At 41.4% G+C, this 16914-nt stretch carries 12 protein-coding genes; 4 read left to right on the forward strand and 8 right to left on the reverse strand.

Translation table 11 applies throughout. From position 1 onward, the window contains the following. The first annotated feature begins 8 nt into the window (after positions 1-8). On the forward strand, positions 9-2093 hold the full coding sequence (locus ACQY3F_RS04515; protein ID WP_428353783.1) for a mechanosensitive ion channel domain-containing protein: 2085 nt from the start codon (positions 9-11) through the stop codon (positions 2091-2093). Further along, positions 2093-3007 (forward strand): 5'-nucleotidase, encoded by a 915-nt coding sequence (locus ACQY3F_RS04520; protein WP_428353784.1) that lies wholly within the window; start codon positions 2093-2095, stop codon positions 3005-3007. Before ACQY3F_RS04515 ends, ACQY3F_RS04520 begins: the two co-directional genes overlap by 1 nt. A 140-nt stretch (positions 3008-3147) precedes the next feature. On the opposite strand, the gene ACQY3F_RS04525 is transcribed toward ACQY3F_RS04520, so the two are convergent. After that, on the reverse strand, positions 3148-5340 hold the full coding sequence (locus tag ACQY3F_RS04525; protein WP_428353785.1) for a cation:dicarboxylate symporter family transporter: 2193 nt from the start codon (positions 5338-5340) through the stop codon (positions 3148-3150). 871 nt (positions 5341-6211) lie between these two features. On the opposite strand from ACQY3F_RS04525, the gene ltrA reads away from it, so the two are divergent. Next, a complete protein-coding gene (gene ltrA, locus ACQY3F_RS04530; protein ID WP_428353786.1) occupies positions 6212-7525 on the forward strand; it encodes a group II intron reverse transcriptase/maturase in 1314 nt (437 codons plus the stop codon). Positions 7526-7877: 352 nt separating this feature from the next. Here ltrA and ACQY3F_RS04535 read toward each other — a convergent pair whose 3' ends face one another. Together ACQY3F_RS04535 and ACQY3F_RS04540 are read right to left on the reverse strand one after the other, a co-directional pair. Beyond that, complete coding sequence (locus tag ACQY3F_RS04535; RefSeq protein ID WP_428353787.1) at positions 7878-8096, reverse strand: prevent-host-death protein; 219 nt, start codon at positions 8094-8096, stop codon at positions 7878-7880. Between the two features lie 5 nt (positions 8097-8101). Next, positions 8102-8491 carry a type II toxin-antitoxin system VapC family toxin gene (locus tag ACQY3F_RS04540; RefSeq protein ID WP_428353788.1) on the reverse strand — a complete coding sequence of 130 codons (390 nt, stop codon included), beginning with the start codon at positions 8489-8491 and terminating at the stop codon, positions 8102-8104. A gap of 306 nt (positions 8492-8797) precedes the next feature. On the opposite strand from ACQY3F_RS04540, the gene ACQY3F_RS04545 reads away from it, so the two are divergent. After that, positions 8798-9541, forward strand: coding sequence for a carbonic anhydrase family protein (locus ACQY3F_RS04545; protein ID WP_428353789.1), 744 nt, complete (start codon positions 8798-8800; stop codon positions 9539-9541). A gap of 169 nt (positions 9542-9710) precedes the next feature. Here ACQY3F_RS04545 and ACQY3F_RS04550 read toward each other — a convergent pair whose 3' ends face one another. The 5 genes from ACQY3F_RS04550 to ppc all read right to left on the reverse strand — a co-directional run bounded on the left by ACQY3F_RS04550 (position 9711) and on the right by ppc (position 16842). Beyond that, a complete protein-coding gene (locus ACQY3F_RS04550) occupies positions 9711-10352 on the reverse strand; it encodes a DUF2490 domain-containing protein (protein WP_428353790.1) in 642 nt (213 codons plus the stop codon). Between the two features lie 46 nt (positions 10353-10398). After that, complete coding sequence (locus ACQY3F_RS04555; protein ID WP_428352931.1) at positions 10399-11595, reverse strand: ISAzo13 family transposase; 1197 nt, start codon at positions 11593-11595, stop codon at positions 10399-10401. 556 nt (positions 11596-12151) lie between these two features. Then, positions 12152-12403, reverse strand: coding sequence for a hypothetical protein (locus ACQY3F_RS04560; RefSeq protein WP_428353791.1), 252 nt, complete (start codon positions 12401-12403; stop codon positions 12152-12154). Positions 12404-12711: 308 nt separating this feature from the next. Next, positions 12712-13572, reverse strand: a complete 861-nt coding sequence (locus ACQY3F_RS04565; protein WP_428353792.1) for a hypothetical protein — start codon at positions 13570-13572, stop codon at positions 12712-12714. Between the two features lie 387 nt (positions 13573-13959). Continuing rightward, a complete protein-coding gene (gene ppc, locus ACQY3F_RS04570) occupies positions 13960-16842 on the reverse strand; it encodes a phosphoenolpyruvate carboxylase (RefSeq protein ID WP_428353793.1) in 2883 nt (960 codons plus the stop codon). Between the last annotated feature and the right edge of the window lie 72 nt (positions 16843-16914).

The raw sequence follows: 16914 nt of genomic DNA on the forward strand, positions 1-16914 counted from the left end.
ATTTGCGGGTGCTAGGCGATTATAAATTTGCTAATGAACAATTGCTTACTCTGATTGAACAATATGCAGAATATCTGGATGAACGTTTATTGTGGGTACCCAGCTCGCTACCTATTAACTTTAATTTCCCAAAAGAGATTTATCTCTCTTTGCGCTGGTTCAGCTCTCCAACTCGCTGGGCACAATTTTCGCAGCAGTTATTAAAAACTATTCAGAGTCATTTATGGATCACCGCTATGGCCGTTATTTCCTGGTGCTTATTATTATATTTAAGCTTTCACCTAAACAAAGTCGTTTGTAATATCAGAGAGAATATAGGTAAGCCTTATACAGATAAAATTTCATACACATTTCAAACAATAGTATTTAATTTATTGTCAGTATTACCGGTGCCATTAATTTTATTTTATTTAAGTTGGCTATTAAGTTTGCTGCCTTTTCATGAGGATTTCAGTCGCGCAATAGGCGTAGGCCTGCATCATGCGGCGATAGCCCTGATAATTTTACGCTTCTTTAACCGCTTTCTTGAAGATCAAGGGATTGCAGAACTACATTTCAGGTGGCAAAAAAAGACGGTATGTCAGGTAAGGCAACAGCTGTTATGGATACAATATGTCTTAATTCCCTGCATCTTTATAATTTATATGACTTCAGCTACTAATGCAGCTGAGCATAGTGATAGCCTCGGGCGCTTAGGATTAATAGTCTTTACTATGGTGTTCTTTATTATTGCACTGCGTTTATTAAGGCCCGGAACAGGAATATTAAACGATTATTTTACTAAAATTAATAATTTATGGTGGGCGAATATACGCTATTTCTGGTTAATCGGTTTCATTAGTATTCCCTTGATCATCTTTGGTTTTGCGGTCACGGGCTACTATATCAGCGCACTGGAAATACAGCAGAAAGCGATTATTTCCCTGCGAGTGATATTTGGAATTATTATTTTGTACAGCATCATTATCCGCTGGCTAGGTCTAACAAAGCGGGAGTTAGCCTTAAAAAATGCACGCACCTTGAGTAAATCAGAAGAGCTGCATGTTCAAGCACCAGATTCAGAAAACATTGGAACAATAGATGTCGTTGACGAAGAGTTACTCGATATTCCAAAAATTAATGAGCAAACCGAAAAAATGGTCAATGTACTGATCAGTACTTTGCTATTAGTGGGCCTTTGGTTAATCTGGAAAAACATGCTGCCTGCTTTTGCATTTATCGATAATATTGTTCTATGGCAGCATATGGTCGTAGTCAATAGCCAGGAAGTACTACAGGCCGTGACCTTAACTAACTTATTTATTGCCAGCCTATATATCTTTTTGATTGTCATTGCCGTAATAAACTTTCCTGGAGTGATGGAAATGTTTGTTTTCAGGAAATTGGATATAGAATCGGGTAGCCGCTATGCATTTAACCAGTTAGCAAAATATGCATTGATTACCTTGGGCTTTATTTTAGTCGCGAATGAATTAGGTGGCAGCTGGGGGAAAGTTCAATGGCTGGTCGCTGCTTTAACCGTAGGACTGGGGTTTGGCTTGCAGGAAATATTTGCGAACATGGTTTCGGGTATTATTCTGTTATTTGAACGTCCGATTCGGGTGGGAGATACCGTCACCGTGGACAATATTACCGGGCGAGTAACGCGCATACAAATGCGCGCCACGACAATTATGGACTGGGATCAAAAGGAGTTGATAGTTCCGAATAAATCTTTTATTACTAATCAATTAGTGAACTGGACATTAACTGATCCGTTAACGCGCATAGTCATTCCCCTCGGAATTTCTTATGCAGCAGATATTGCCTTGGCACATAAGGTGATCACAGAAACAGTGTGTGCAACACCTTTAGTGCTTAAAGACCCTAAACCCTGTGTTTACTTTCTTGGTTTTGGCGATAGTTCGCTGGATTTTTCAATTAGAGTTTATGTGAATGAATTAGCGCATCGAATGATAGTAACTCATGATATTCATATGCGCTTACTTGAGGCACTACGCAAGCACGGAATAGAGATTCCATTTCCACAGCGCGATATACATGTGCATTCATCAAATATAGATATTGTAGGTATACAGCCGGGAGGAGTGTAATGGAATATAAAGGAAAATTAGTGATAGCAGTTTCATCTAGAGCGTTGTTTAATCTGGACGAGTCGCACCACATCTTTGAAACAGAGGGTAAAGAAGCTTATTGCGCTTATCAGATAGAGCATGAGGAAGATAGTTTAGAACCGGGGTTTGGATATGAATTAGTCAGAAAATTACTGGCAATTAATACCCTGGTAGCGAGTAGTAAAGCACTAGTAGAAGTGATATTGCTTTCACAAAATAGCGCAGATACCGGGTTGCGAATTTTTAATTCTATTGATCATTACAAGCTGAATATTACCCGCGCTGCTTTTACCAGTGGCATGACACCCTATGGTTATATTCCAGCATTTGGTGCGCATTTATTTTTATCCGCTAATGCCAAAGATGTTGCCAATGCACTAGAAGCAGGGTATGCAGCTGCAACGATATTATCCGGAGCACAGCGTAAATCTGCCAGCGAGCAATTACGCATTGCATTTGATGGAGATGCGGTATTGTTTTCTGATCAATCAGAGCGTATCTATCAACAACATGGCTTAGCTGCTTTTACCGAGAATGAAAAAAATGCAGCAAAAATCCCCTTATCTGGTGGGCCATTCAAAGGTTTTCTGGAGGCCTTGCAGAGTATTCAGTCGCAATTTGGAGAAAATGATTCACCCATCCGCACGGCATTGGTGACCGCACGCTCAGCACCCGCGCATGAAAGAGTCGTGCGTACTCTACGTAAGTGGGGAATACGCATTGATGAGGCATTGTTTCTCGGAGGGATGCCTAAACAAGAATTTCTAAAAGCCTTTGGTGCCGATATATTTTTCGATGATCAAAAAGGCCATTGTGAAGATGCAGCCCAACATATATCCACCGCACATGTTCCGCATGGTGTGACCAATGAAGCGCCATCAGAGACTGAATAGTTTTAAAATTATCAGAATGTAGTCTGTATGAAGCATGCGTAATACAGGAATAGCAGTGCAGCCACTTTCCCGTATTCTGCATGCTCAATACGGGCTAGACAGAGTTTCGGGTATAATTATTGTTGATTCCTAAATACAACCTAATTATCTTGTGCGGACAGATAATTTAGAATGCTCCAGCGCGGTTCTTTATGGGTAGGGATTTTACCCTGAATCCAATACTTGAATAGTGTATCAATGGTGCCATCTGATTGTTTTAATTTAATCCAGGTGCTAATGAAATGTTCCAGCATTAAATCCTCTCCGCCAATGGCAATGACCAGAGGAGCACCTTGATGCTCTGAAAAAGGTGTGACTACATCGTATTCAGGGTTTATTAAGGTCCAGGCAGATCCACCTTCCGCGGTGGTAAATAAAATTTCATCATGGAACTCTGGATTATTGAAAAAATCAGCGACAGAATCCATTTCTGTTACCTTAACACCAGGTAACAAACTGTTAATTCGATCTGCAAAATTACTATCTTTGCGCACCGCAGCCCGTACGTTTTTTAACTGGTTAATCTGCTGAAAATCGCTGAATTGTTTTTGCTTATAATCGGGAACAACTAAAGCCAGGTGCGTATCCAGGTAGCTGGTGCTGTACAAAATTCGGGTCGAAGCGAGCAATCCTGGATTCGGAGTAATACCCGAAACAGCGATATCAAAATGATCTTCTTCTAGTTGTTGTAGCAGATATCCACTTTCATAAGGTATAAACTCAATGGCTACCTGTAAATCTTCTGCAAGAGACATCATTAGATCTATGTCAAAACCAACTAATTGCCCTGAGGTATTGTAAAAAGAAAAGGGTAAATTTTCTTCGTGGATGCCAATTCTGATAACCTTATTCTGCCTGATTCTATTTATTATGTGTTGACCAGGCTTGAGAGTATAGGCGTTGGAAAAGGAAAGGCTGGAAACAGTATGAGGTATGCGTTGATTTAACAACTGCATTTGTAATATCTGCGGTTGGGCGGGTACTGCGCTATGTTGCTGATGCAGAAAAGTGCGGATAGCCAATCCGACACAAAGGTACAACAAGAAACTGATGAGTCCGTTGCGTATTAATGTAGGCCATTTTATTTTAAATGAGCCGGTCATTAACGCAGTGGTTAATATGGTGAAAGTCATAAGATGCATTGCCCCTGCAACATCGGCGGCACGCCCACAGATAACGCCGACGGTGATAAACAGATTAAATATATCGTCGGGAATATGGTACAGATCTAGTAAAAAAGGAATGCTGGTAATCAGTTTGCCGAAATTTAAAAATAAACCGACGAGCAGCATCTCTGGGTAGTCAAGGAATTCCAGAGGTTTGTCATAAAACCAGGCGGCAAAAGCAACAAAAACAAGGCTGAGCAGTTTACCCATATCAGGAAATGGATAGGCCAGGGGTAGTACTAGATCAGGGATGCGTGCATGTTGAGATTTTGTGGTGACATGCTGGTGAAACAGGCGATTCACTCCGGTAATCAATAAAGGAATAACGACAAAAACACTGCCCACGACAAACACAGTGATTAATGCATTTCTTGATTCACGAAAAATTTGTCGATAACTAAAAGGAGTGCAACTACTAATGAATAAGGGCATAACAGCCACTGTTACTAGTAATACGCTGGCGATTAACATCAACACATAGGCCTGAACCCGGCCAAATTGATCTAAGGTTAATGTCCCGGCTGAGCTTGCTGCGATGCCAAAAATACCGATCGGAGTTAGCATCACTACAAAACTGTTTACGCGCAGCAAAATTTTAGTCACATGATCGCAATATTCCAGCAAGGGTTTTTGTTCTTTGTAGCCTATGCAGGCCGTGCCAAACATCATGCTGAATAACACAACGGCAGGCACCGCATTATCAGTCAGGGACTGGAAAATATTAGCGGGGATAAATAGTTGGAGAAAATTAATTTTTGCAGGGCTGTCGATTAAAAGCGAGCTGAAAAAAGCACCATTATCGGTTCTAGGTAGGGCCATTCCCATTGCCCAGACACTAAATATACCGATTAGCCATAAGCTTAATAGGACTAAAAAACCCTGACGCGTCAGTAGTTTTGCTTCAAAGTAGTTGAGCCGACCTATATTAGCAATCAGGGCGAACATAATATAAGGCAGTACTGTCATTTGTAGCAGCCCGATATATATAGTACCTAGAAGTTGCAACTTTCCAGCCGGTTCACCAATCAATAAACCAAATAATATACCTAAAACCAGGCTGCCAATAATATATTTGGTAGAGCTAAAGTGGTTGAATTGACGGTCTGTCTTTTGAGTTGAGGCTGTCATTACATGGGGTATTAAGGAGTGTAAAAAGTTACCTGATTACGTACAGCTATCAGCGGCAGCAGAATAAAATTTGAAACATCAGTATGTTAAAAACTTCGTCATTCCCGAAGTCCTTTTATCCTAGAAACCTCAGTTGAGCAGGGATTTTGTGGAAAATCTGAGTGCGAAAGACAAGGCACAGCTAGCAGGCAATGGCCGTAGCCCTTGGCAATAGCTGTAGTGTGACTGGCATGATAGTCAGCTAGTTGGTGAAAGTCCAGCCTTTGCCCTGTGAGAAGGGAAGAAGTAGGCGAAAGCAAGGGTGTCCAAAGAAACTCTCCATAGCTACCCAACAGGGAACCACGGTTATAGAGAGCCAATGCGGAATCTGAAGGAAGCTCTAGCCAAATCAATCACCTAAGCGAAAGTGAACCTTTGTAAGGCGGCAATCAGGGGGTAAGGTGTCTGCAACCACCAAAGCCCGACATTCTCACCGTAACGGGTTGTCGTATTGAAGGTAGGTAGATTGAGAAACGGGTGACTATCTTACCCAGTGAGGAGCCGTCGGATTTGGGTCGGAGTAACTGCGACTCTTTAAGCCCTAAGCGCTGCAGCAATGTAGTCGTTATGGACCGAGGGTTTTCAGATGAAGCCATAGTAATCGTAAAGTTCGGTGCCGATGAATTCATGGTGACATGGATGAGGGCAAAACATCGAATCAGCAACAGGGTGTTAGAGGTGAAGGGCGGAACACGTAAGCGGTCACGGCCGTTGATTATAGACTGGTGGTATGACATCTGCCTGAAAGGAGCAACTCACTATTCACAACGTATACTGTGAACGAATGGATTGTGCGAGATGCATGAAAGACCACTGCAAACGAAAGAGTAAAATGAACCAAAGAGACCTATTTGAAGAGGAACCAAGACTTTTCGAAAACCTATGCTCAACATTGTACTTGACTATAGGATTTGAACAGGTAAAGAAGAACAAAGGCAAGCCTGGAATAGACGGGATAAGCATAGTGGACTTTGAAGCCAGTTTAGACGAAGAGCTAAGCCAGCTGCAACAGGAACTGACAGACTGGACTTACAAACCCTCGCCCGTACGTCGAGTAGAAATACCTAAGCCGCAAGGCCAGGGAGTACGACTACTTGGCATACCGACGGTACGAGATCGAGTGGTACAAGCAACCATGAAAATACTACTAGACCCTATTTTTGAGCGGAATTTTTCACAGCATAGTTACGGCTTTATCTCAGGACGAAGTCAGCACCAAGCCGTGCAAATGGCTCAACATATAATAAAAAGTGGTAAGCCCTATGTGGTAGATATTGATTTATCGAAGTTTTTCGATCGAATCCACCACGACCGGTTAATAGCCCGAATGGGAGAGAAAGTATCGGATAAACGGATACTTCGTCTCGTAGGGATCATGTTGCGAAGCGGTGTCATGATAAAGGGTGTCGTTACCTCAAGCGAAGAAGGGGCGGTACAAGGAAGTCCACTAAGCCCTTTACTGAGCAACATAGTTCTGGATGAACTGGATCAGGAATTGGAAAAACGCGGACTTGAGTTTTGTCGATTCGCAGACGACTGTAACATCTTTGTCAAATCGCAAAAAGCGGCAGATAGAGTCATGGAAAAAGTCAGCCAATTTATCGAAAAGAAGCTAAAACTGAAAGTGAATCGGGATAAAAGCCAAGTGGCCAAATCCGAGAAGGTCAAGTTTTTGGGATTTACCGTGGTAGACGGGACGATTGCGATTGCGCATAAAGCCCTGCAATCCGCCATGGATAAAGTCAAAGAACTGACCCCAAGAGGCACTCATCAGACTCTGGAAACAACACTAGACGAGATCAATCAATGGTACGTGGGTTGGTCAAACTACTACAGTTTGACCTATTACCCCGCGCAACTAAAGAAAATTGAAGCGCATATAAGGCGACGATTACGATCAAGGATAGTGGATCAACAAAAGAGGAAAAAGCACCTGTATCGAAAACTGATCAAACGAGGAGTACCGCGAAAACAAGCAGGGAATGCCGTATTCTCAAACAACAAACGGTGGGTGTTATCAAATGCGCGAGCAGTGACGAAAGCCTATCCGAATAGTTGGTTTATAAAAGAGAAAGGGCAGGAAATACGATCTGACCGAAGGGTGAAGCATTGGTTTGAGGTTTCTCAATGGATAAGTCTTGCGTGAGGAGCCGTGTACGGACCCGTACGCACGGTGCTGTGGGCAGACGGAGGCTGCGGCCTCCTCTGACCCGATACGCAGTATTTCGCGCTCAGATTTATTCACAAAACCGTGAAGCGGAGTCTGTTCACCCGGCAGGTGATAAGTTGTTACGGTCATTATAATTTACATTCAAATGCTTAGAGTGTTTTTTAGCGTTCAACTGCGGTTTTTAGGTTTATCGGGAATCTATGCTTATCCGACTAGATTCCTGCTTAAAGCATGCAGGAATGACGAAGTATAACTGGCTAGGTGCTGAATACAGACTCGTATATGCGATATTGTGCGAGGGATTGACGTGAGTAGCTCCCTTTCCCGATTAGCCTTTTCTTGATTGTTCAATAGTGCTTAAAATATTTTGCGTAGTTGCTTTTGTGTTTATCCCTGGCACATCAAAAGGTGACTTTGACGGTTCTTTCTTTGCTACAAGAGAAAATATAGAACCATCTTTCCTACGAATTTCGACCTTTTCAGTTTGGGCAAGAACTAATAATTTAGAAAGGTTTTGACGTGCCTCAGAATAGGTAAATACTTGCATTTCAATTACTCCAAAACTTCAATACTAAGATTAATGGCAACTTGTTTCATTCGTTTATCTAACGTGAATAATGGATATGATAGTGATTTTGCGCACTGCAAAAAGTAAGCATCATATGCATAGATATTGAATTCTAGTGCTAGCTCTAGTGCTTTAACAATATCGATTGAAACTAATCGCACAGGAATTTTACTTGCTACTTGAAATGTAGAAAATGCTTCACCATGAGTGAGTTGTTTTCGTTTAATCATTGCAGAAAGTGCATTACCAATTTCATAGGGTAATATTTCTGGAGCTACTGCGTTCTTATTCGAGGTATGCTGAATAATTCTTGTTTTCTCTGGTTGATTAAGAGCCACTGCTAAAAATAGATTTGTATCTGTTACAAGGTTCATAACTGACAATTGTACAATAGTTATGTTTTTTTACAATAGGTTAACAAATCAGAACTAAACCTGGGGGCGTCTTTCTATGCCACAGTGTTGATTATCTGATTAAATTTTAATGTTTCATGGAGGAATCCTATTTTTCCATAAGTTATGAATTGTCGCTGAAGCCTAGTTTTCAAATTTAAATAAATGAATTCTATAAATTAACAAATCAATGGTTACGAAACAAATTTAGGGCAAAGTTTTTTAACTGGACACTAGTATACTGGCGTATGATTTTCTTACTAATAATAACAATAGGAAACAATATAGATGATCAAAGAAAACTTTATCAAGATTTTAACTACCTGCATATTGCTTTTAACTTTTTCTGGTTGTGCGCATTTTCAAGCAACCGCTTCTAGCAATGGTTCCACTCCTCTTGTGGAGGCTGTGCTAACACAAGAACAGCGTGATAGCCTAACTCCGGATGATATCCTCAACTCCTTAAAGCAAGGAAATCAGCGTTTCATGGATGGAACCCTGACTATCAGAGATCATTCCAAGCAGGTACGAGATGGAGCAACGGGCCAATATCCTAAAGCTATAGTACTGTCCTGCATTGATTCAAGACTGCCAGTTGAAGATGTGTTCGACCGTGGGATTGGCGATTTATTTGTAGCGCGTGTGGCAGGAAATTTTGAAAATACAGATATTCTCGGCAGCATGGAGTTCGCTTGCAAGGTTTCTGGAGCAAAACTCATCCTGGTTTTAGGCCATGAATATTGTGGTGCAATTCAAGGCGCGATAGATAATGTCGAATTAGGTAATATTACCGCCATGCTTAAGAATATCCAGCCAGCTATAAAGCAAGTTGATGGCACTGGTTTTGCAGGTAATAAAACCAGCGAGAATGAAGCGTATGTGCATGAGGTTGCAGAACAAAATGTCTGGGGAACTATGGATAATATCCGCAAATATAGCCCGATTCTAAAGGCTATGGAAGACAATAAAGAGATTAAAATTGTGGGCGGTATGTATGATATGAATACTGGCCAGGTTACTTTTATGGAGTAAAGTGACTGGGTATCATTATTTAGATAACCTGAGGTATCCAATCAATAGAGGTTTGCAGTATTGTTGATTGTATACCTGAATGATAAACTGACAAACCTTCGGGGCCAGGTCTCTCTACCACAATACTAATTATCTTTTAATCTGCTCTAAGCTCTTTTCAAACTTTATTTTAATAACGGATAAATAAGCTTCCAGAAATCAAGTGATTCATGAGATCATCCTGGCTTTGGAGAGAGACGAACTGATTGAGGTAGCCGAGTTCAAAACGATAGTGTTTTTTTGAATCAATGAACACTCCGAAGCCTGCAAATACTCTATTTTGCCCGAAGCCACTGTTAGCTCCCCAGTCGGTGTCATTAAAATTAACGAAGACTTCGTCCCATAATGAAAGATAAACGCGTTCAGTGAATAAGGGATGGGTATATTTTAAAAATTGCCTAAATCGCCAGCCAGTATCATCGCCGGTATTCAGAAAACGTTGTTCCAAACGAGTGCGTGTCGCAATATTCCCCCAAGAGTATGGCTTATTCCAGCTTAATTGTTGCCAAATCCGATGTTCATCTGTGTGGTCTTTGTCTTCCGGTTGAGTTCTTACCCAGGCATATCCTAGCCAAACGCTGACTTGATCAGATAACTTGTAACCCACACCGGGGCGAATAATGCTCTGCCCAAGGTTATTGGTATTATCAAACCAGCGCGCCTGGCCTTCCATCCACCATTGCCATTTGCTCGATTCCGCATCCGCATGTGTAAAACTACCCTGGCCTTGAATTGCTCCCCAAACGCCAAAGTTATCCACAGTCTCAGCCATGATATTTGAAAAAGGCTGCATTGCTAAGGGAGATGGAAAGAAATAATCATCCAGAACAACCAGGAGAAATGGTCAAAAACCATTTCTCCAACGATGGCATTCGGTCAACAAACTGATAATACGTCTTCATTGCTTTTTTACCTACCTTTACTCCTGTTTCATATATTTTTTCTGTTAATTTAACAATAGGTGCTTTGCCATTGTAGGTCATACTTTTGGCAAATTTTAAAGTTGTTTCAACTGTATCCATTATGTCGCCACTAATATGATTTTCATAGGCTCCCCATACTCGTTCAATTGGGTTATATTTACTATGATAAGGAGGGTAGTAGGCCAGTTTTATCTTTATGTTGCTTTTTTCAGCAAACTCCACAAGCCTTTTTATAAACTGAGTTCTGGAGCTACTGTTCTCCATACCATTGTCAGCGTTAATTGTCAGAATATCTACTCCATATTTTTCTTGAATTTCTGGCCAAATTTCTTCCAATCGGTCAACGATGAAATCACTGCTGGCATAGCCTGCTGTAAAGAAAAGGAAAAAATCATCATGTTCAGGCAGATAAAAACCAAAAGGAGTTAACTTTTCCTTAACATCTAAATCATGATCCTCTGCTTTTGTTAAAACCCGATTTCGTCCTCCCCGTGAAAAATTTCCTATATTCATTCTTGCTTTGGCATCAATTGATATACGAATCTCTTTTGGGTTGATATCTGCCATTCCATTGACTGAATGAACTTGTTCAAAAATTGCATCCGTTTCCTTGATTTTCTTATGAGGCTTTGTTTTTTGTACCTTTTTTGGATGGTAACTCAGGTCATTTAATTTTGTATTGATAGTTTTTGAGCAAGGTAATGTTTTTTCATCGTAATAATCAATCTCCAGTAAACGTTTTCTAACTTCTTTAGCCGTTAGCCGGGTATATAATCGACAGGAATTAAAAGAGGGATCCGTTTGACACTCCGGTTCAGCAATTTTTTTTATGTCATCAAGTAGATGAGGAAAATGCTCTTCACTTTTATTACGCCCTCTCGCTGAAAAATTATCTTCTATGGGCTGAGTTTCAAGTTCATATTGTCCTTTTCGGATAGTGCCTCTATTCCATCCTAGTTTTTCTTCAGCAATACTTGCACCACCTGAGCCTAGTAGCTCCACCGTTTCAGCCATGAATATACGACGTACCGAGCCTTTTAAACGATGGGCTGTATTTATAATCCAACCTATAATGCTATCTGTTAATATCAACAAGCTTATCTGCCTAGTGTGAGAATAAATTCAGAATTCATTATTATAAATTATTGAGACACAAGCTTACTTCGTTTGGATGATTATTTCTTTCCATCTCCCTAATGCCCAGACTAACGGGGTTATTAGTTTGACAAGGTGATTATTCATACATAAATTCATTTAGTGTAAGTATATGTGAATACTTCAGTAAAAAGCTAACTCTTTCAAGGCCAGCTTCAGTCTCTGATAAGATCTGAATAGAATAGTTTTGATATTCATTATTCATGCTTTGATTGGAATTCTTCCTGTAGGTTCGCGATTGAGTGAATCCGAAAAGGGCTCGCTTGTTTGACGGTGCCCAAGCACACTCATTTTTGAAATTTCAGTAAAAGTCATTTCACTTCGTCTGTCGCTACAGGATATATTTTAATGCGTCACATAAAGACTTGAATAACCCTCTGTTATTTCAGTGTTAACCGTTAACAATTTAATCTCTATTCAAAGCTTGTTTAGGTGATCTCATATAGAGCTCATTGCTGTATGCCCTTTGTTTAGCTAGATCGTAGCGAGCTGTCTAGTCACCTGCTGAAAAATATTTTTTAGACAAGGCTAATCCACAGAGCCCACCCCAAATAAATAAATAAGAATTAAAAAATATGCTCAAGAGAGTTGTGTCTGTTACTCCTCTTAACAGGTCATAAATTTCATCCCAAAGGAGTACGCCAATAAAAAGACCAGCAAACCATCGAAATTTAGATTCTGTCTTAAAATAAAATAACCCAACCAGAGATACAAGCGCTGAAAAAAAATGATAAAAATTATTCATTATTGCTTCTACGGTAAAAGAGTCTAATTTAACCGCGTGATCCGCGAAATAGTATATAAACAACCCGATACAAAAGGCCAACCAGAATAAACGCATACTTATACTCCTACCACTCAGGCTATCAGCCCTTCTTGAAAAAAATAAGGAAGGGGTATTTTATCAAAAAATTCATTTAACTGTTATTGTTGTATATCGTAAGGCGAATGATTTTATTATTATCGAACATGAAAATAAAAAGGCGACTGGGTTGATGTACCGTTGTTTTCAGGTTTGTTTTAGGGTTGGGTGTAAATTACATTCTTTTTCACTTATTTAGAAGGATCAACGGGAAAAAAACAACGCCTTGTAGGCGGAACCTGGCCGTCTAATATCTTTGTCAGTATCGTTCCGCTTCCAGTAACCGCACCAACAGCTAACCGTGTACCCGTAGAGACATTAGCCCCGCCGGTACCACTCCCTTGAACTCCGCAATACTGCTCGAAAAAGTCACGATCACATTCAGCCGGACCAATAAATTGAAAACCAATTTGGGGCGAAGCAGCGATGGGACAGGAGCAGACGACCTCATCTTCATCTATTGAGCCCAGAAAGGGCCAATTTGTACCTGCCGAGCTTTTGGAACAAAGACCGCCATTACACTGTGCCGACAAATTACCTGAGCCTGGACAAGTATAGATCGCTAAAGCGTCAGATCCATTATATGCCTGCTGCAACTGTGGTGGTGCAGAGAAGGTGCTCACCAGGAAATCCCCTGCGTCAGATACTTCCATCAGAGCACAGACATCTCCAGCAATTGGCCCAGGATCTGGGGGCTTGTTGTTGGTGTAGAAAAAAGGCAAAGAAATGCTTTTTCCACCCTTCTGAACACACTTGCAATAAGCTACATTATCGATGGTAAAGCACTGTGCTGATGCGCAAAGCGCGTATGCCTGAAGTTGGTTAGATGTAGAATCAGGGCAGATTTTGAACACTGTGGGGCGACCATTCCAGATCTCCAGCCCTAAACTTTGCGCCTCTTCCCTCTCCGATGCCGTTAACATTTGCTCTGCCAGGATTACCGGCGAACTTAAACTTATAAGGCATACAAGAACGAAACTTACCTTACTCAATATCGAATAAAAACGTATCATCACAAACGCCCTCTTAATAAAAGAAACATGTAAAAGCAATCATTTTAGTAACTACTCAGCCTGTATAAATAGACAAATAAAATATCTATTCATCACATTTGGAGCGCAGGCTTTAGCCTTCATTTTTCTCGTTATCTATGCAGGCTAAAGCCTGCGGCCCACTAAATAAATACGCTGAGTAGTTACTCAATTTATACTTAAAAGTACCTGATTACCCATAGGTCTCAACTATACTTCGTCATTCCTGCATGCTTCTAGCAGGAATCTAGTGGGTTAAGCATAGATTCCCGATAAAAAACTTCGGGAATGACGAGTTTGTTAACATGCTGATTATTCATGTTTTATTTTACTATGGCTGAGAGTCATACGTAATCAGGTAAAAATATAGGGCCAGTCTCGAAGGAATGGCAATGACTATAAATAAACTTATCCCGTGTTACGCAAACCAGCCGCAATGGCATTGATACTGTTTAGAAGTTCAGGTAACCAGAGCGTTTTTTCCTCTTCGGAGATCTGCTCTGACTTGTAGCGCCTTAAGAGAGCAATTTGTATATTATTCAATGGCACTAGATAGGGATTTCGGCGGCTTAGTGACAGTGCAATACTGGGTGTGTCTGCCATCAAGGTTGGGTTACCACTAATTTCAAGAATGCGCTGTTCAGAACGTTGGTATTCGTCAGCAATCAGGGTATAAACCGTTTGTGCAACGTCCTGGTTCTGTCCAAGTAGGCTGTACTGCGCACCGATATCGAGATCAGTTTTGAATAGCGCCATCTGGATATTGCTGACCAATGCTCTAAAGAAGGGCCAGTTCTGATACATTTCTTTGAGTTGTGCATCACCGTGTTGTTGAGTCCAGTTATCTAAAGCATACCCCGTTCCTTGCCAGGCAGGGAAGGTTAGCCGCGCCTGAGCCCAGCCAAAAACCCATGGAATGGCGCGGATGGATGATTTTGATAAATTTCCCTTTTTACGGTGTGACGGGCGAGAGCCGATGTTTAATAATCCAATCTCAGTCACCGGTGTTGCTTCGTAAAAGAAGTTAAAGAATCCGTCGGTATCATCGGTCAGTTTTCTAAAACAGGCTTCGCCATCTTGCGCCAGTTTTTGCATGACCTCAAGGTGCTCTGGATTATCCTTCGTTTGACTTCGCACAATCCCGGTACTGGCTTTCATTAGGCCCGTTACTCCCAGTGAAAGTTCATACATTGCCGTTTCAGCATTACTATACTTGTAAGACAGTACTTCACCCTGTTCAGTGAATTTAATAGAACCACGCACAGTCCCTGTAGGTTGTGACAGGATGGCAAAGTGAGTAGGTCCGCCACCACGGCCTACGGTTCCACCACGCCCGTGAAATAGACGGCAATCGATATGATGCTCATCGGCTAGCGCCATGATTCTCTGCTGTGCCTGGTAGAGCCCCCATGCAGAAGATAGATTACCGCCATCTTTAGCTGAATCAGAATAGCCGAGCATGATTTCTTGCTGGTTGCCCGATGCTTCAAGCATCGCTTTGTAGGTGTCGTTTTCAAACAAAGCCTGGGTGACCGGCACAATGTGTTCTAAATCGACGATGGTTTCAAAGAGTGGTGCAATTTGAATATCGCAATAGGGTTTTCCCGCGTTATATCCAGCCAAGCCTACCTGATGCGCTAAAAAAAGCACTTCCATAATGTGGCTAGCTTCATGGGTCATTGAAATAACGTAGTTATTAAAGGCTTTTTCACTGATCTCTTTACGCATTTCACGAAACACATTAAACACGGCCAAAACTTCTTTGGTCATATCATCAAGAGCGAGGTGTTGAATATCGATAATGGTTGCAGAGGCAACATGCTGGGCAAGAATCTTCAGTTTTTCTGTTTCGCTCAGGCTTTTGTAATCTACACCTAGATGCGAAAATAAGTCAGCGACTGCTTCGGTGTGTACTGTCGATTCTTGACGAATATCTAAACGCATCAAATAGAAGCCAAAGGTCTTAACGAGGCGAATCAAATCTTGTAAACCTGCATTGGCTACTTTTTCATCGCCATGACTGCATAAGGACTTATGGATTAATTCAAGGTCGGCTAGGAAGTCAGACTCACCGAGGTAGGCAAGGGGGCTTTTATCTATAGGCTCGTCATTGATTCGTGTTTCAAGATATTCGATATTTTTTTGTAGTTTACCGTGCATCAGAGCTAACAGGCGGCGGTATGGCTCATCTTGGTATCGCTCGGGGCGTAGTTTGAAAACAGCGGCAATTAAATCATCGTCTGCACTCGCAGAGCGTTCAATGACGGCTTGTGAAACAGGACTGATAAAGCGCGAGTGCGTGAGTTTGGAGCCCAAGTCAAGAACCCGTTGCTGATATTCATAGAGAACTGCGCGAGACTGCAATAATAGGGCTTGAACTGTGGTGTTATGCGTTACAAAGGGATTGCCGTCTCTATCTCCACCTATCCATGAACCAAAGGTCAGGAAGTTGGGTGTTGTAATATCATCGTCAGGATAGTGTTTAGCAATGGCACGTTCCATGTACCGATAAACCTCCGGGACAGCATCAAATAACGACTGACGAAAGTAGTAAATGCCGTTACGAATTTCATCTTCCACCGTTGGCTTGTGACGACGCACTTCATCGGTCTGCCAAAGTACTTGAATTTGCAGCTCTAGTTTTTGATAAATTGAATCTTTTACATATTGATTATCATAAGTGTCTGCTTCATTCAGGGCACCGATATTGAGGAAAATTCTTCTTAAATTATCCATCACTGCACGTCGTTTTGATTCCGTTGGGTGGGCCGTGAAGACAGGAATATAGTGCAATTTATTTAATAGCGTCTGCACCTGTTCAGCATCCAGGCCTTGTGCCTTGAATTCACCCAGGGTGTTGAGCACAGAACCTGTCCAGAATGGCCCTTCTGACTTAAGCTGGCTTTGTCTTTCGTGATACTGATGCTCTTCTTCTGCCAGATTGACTAGACTAAAATATAAGTTGAACGCGCGAATAATGGGTGCAAGTTCTTGTGCCGACTGAGATTCGATAAACTCGCTTAGTTCAGCATGTAATGCTGGGTTTTCTTCTTGCTGCAGTTGCAAGTAACCCGTACGCAGCTTTTCAACAGCATCATAAGCGGGCTTGCCAACTTGTGATTTAATCACTTTACCAAGAATATTGCCGAGTAATTTAATGCGTGCTCTGAGTTGCTTATCTCGAATTTCGGTATCAGCAGCGATGCTGTTTTGAATAGCGCTTATGACAGTGTCAGCCTCAGTATAAGATTGATTATTCTTAGATGGCAAAGTCGCGTTTTCTGTATTCATGTTTTTCCTGTATGACCGGCATGTGTGCCGATAGGTTGTATTAAAATTACTGTTTTAACTTTACTATTTTGA

Origin of the sequence: Methyloprofundus sp. (assembly GCF_965251085.1) — a bacterium.
Classification (GTDB): domain Bacteria; phylum Pseudomonadota; class Gammaproteobacteria; order Methylococcales; family Methylomonadaceae; genus Methyloprofundus.

Coding starts and splice junctions, on each gene's coding strand:
- ACQY3F_RS04520 (WP_428353784.1), top strand. CDS start 2,093: ATGGAATATAAAGGAAAATTAGTGATAGCAGTTTCATCTAGAGCGTTG.
- ACQY3F_RS04525 (WP_428353785.1), bottom strand. CDS start 5,340: ATGACAGCCTCAACTCAAAAGACAGACCGTCAATTCAACCACTTTAGC.
- ltrA (WP_428353786.1), top strand. CDS start 6,212: ATGAACCAAAGAGACCTATTTGAAGAGGAACCAAGACTTTTCGAAAAC.
- ACQY3F_RS04535 (WP_428353787.1), bottom strand. CDS start 8,096: ATGCAAGTATTTACCTATTCTGAGGCACGTCAAAACCTTTCTAAATTA.
- ACQY3F_RS04540 (WP_428353788.1), bottom strand. CDS start 8,491: ATGAACCTTGTAACAGATACAAATCTATTTTTAGCAGTGGCTCTTAAT.
- ACQY3F_RS04545 (WP_428353789.1), top strand. CDS start 8,798: ATGATCAAAGAAAACTTTATCAAGATTTTAACTACCTGCATATTGCTT.
- ACQY3F_RS04550 (WP_428353790.1), bottom strand. CDS start 10,352: ATGGCTGAGACTGTGGATAACTTTGGCGTTTGGGGAGCAATTCAAGGC.
- ACQY3F_RS04560 (WP_428353791.1), bottom strand. CDS start 12,403: ATGAATAATTTTTATCATTTTTTTTCAGCGCTTGTATCTCTGGTTGGG.
- ppc (WP_428353793.1), bottom strand. CDS start 16,842: ATGAATACAGAAAACGCGACTTTGCCATCTAAGAATAATCAATCTTAT.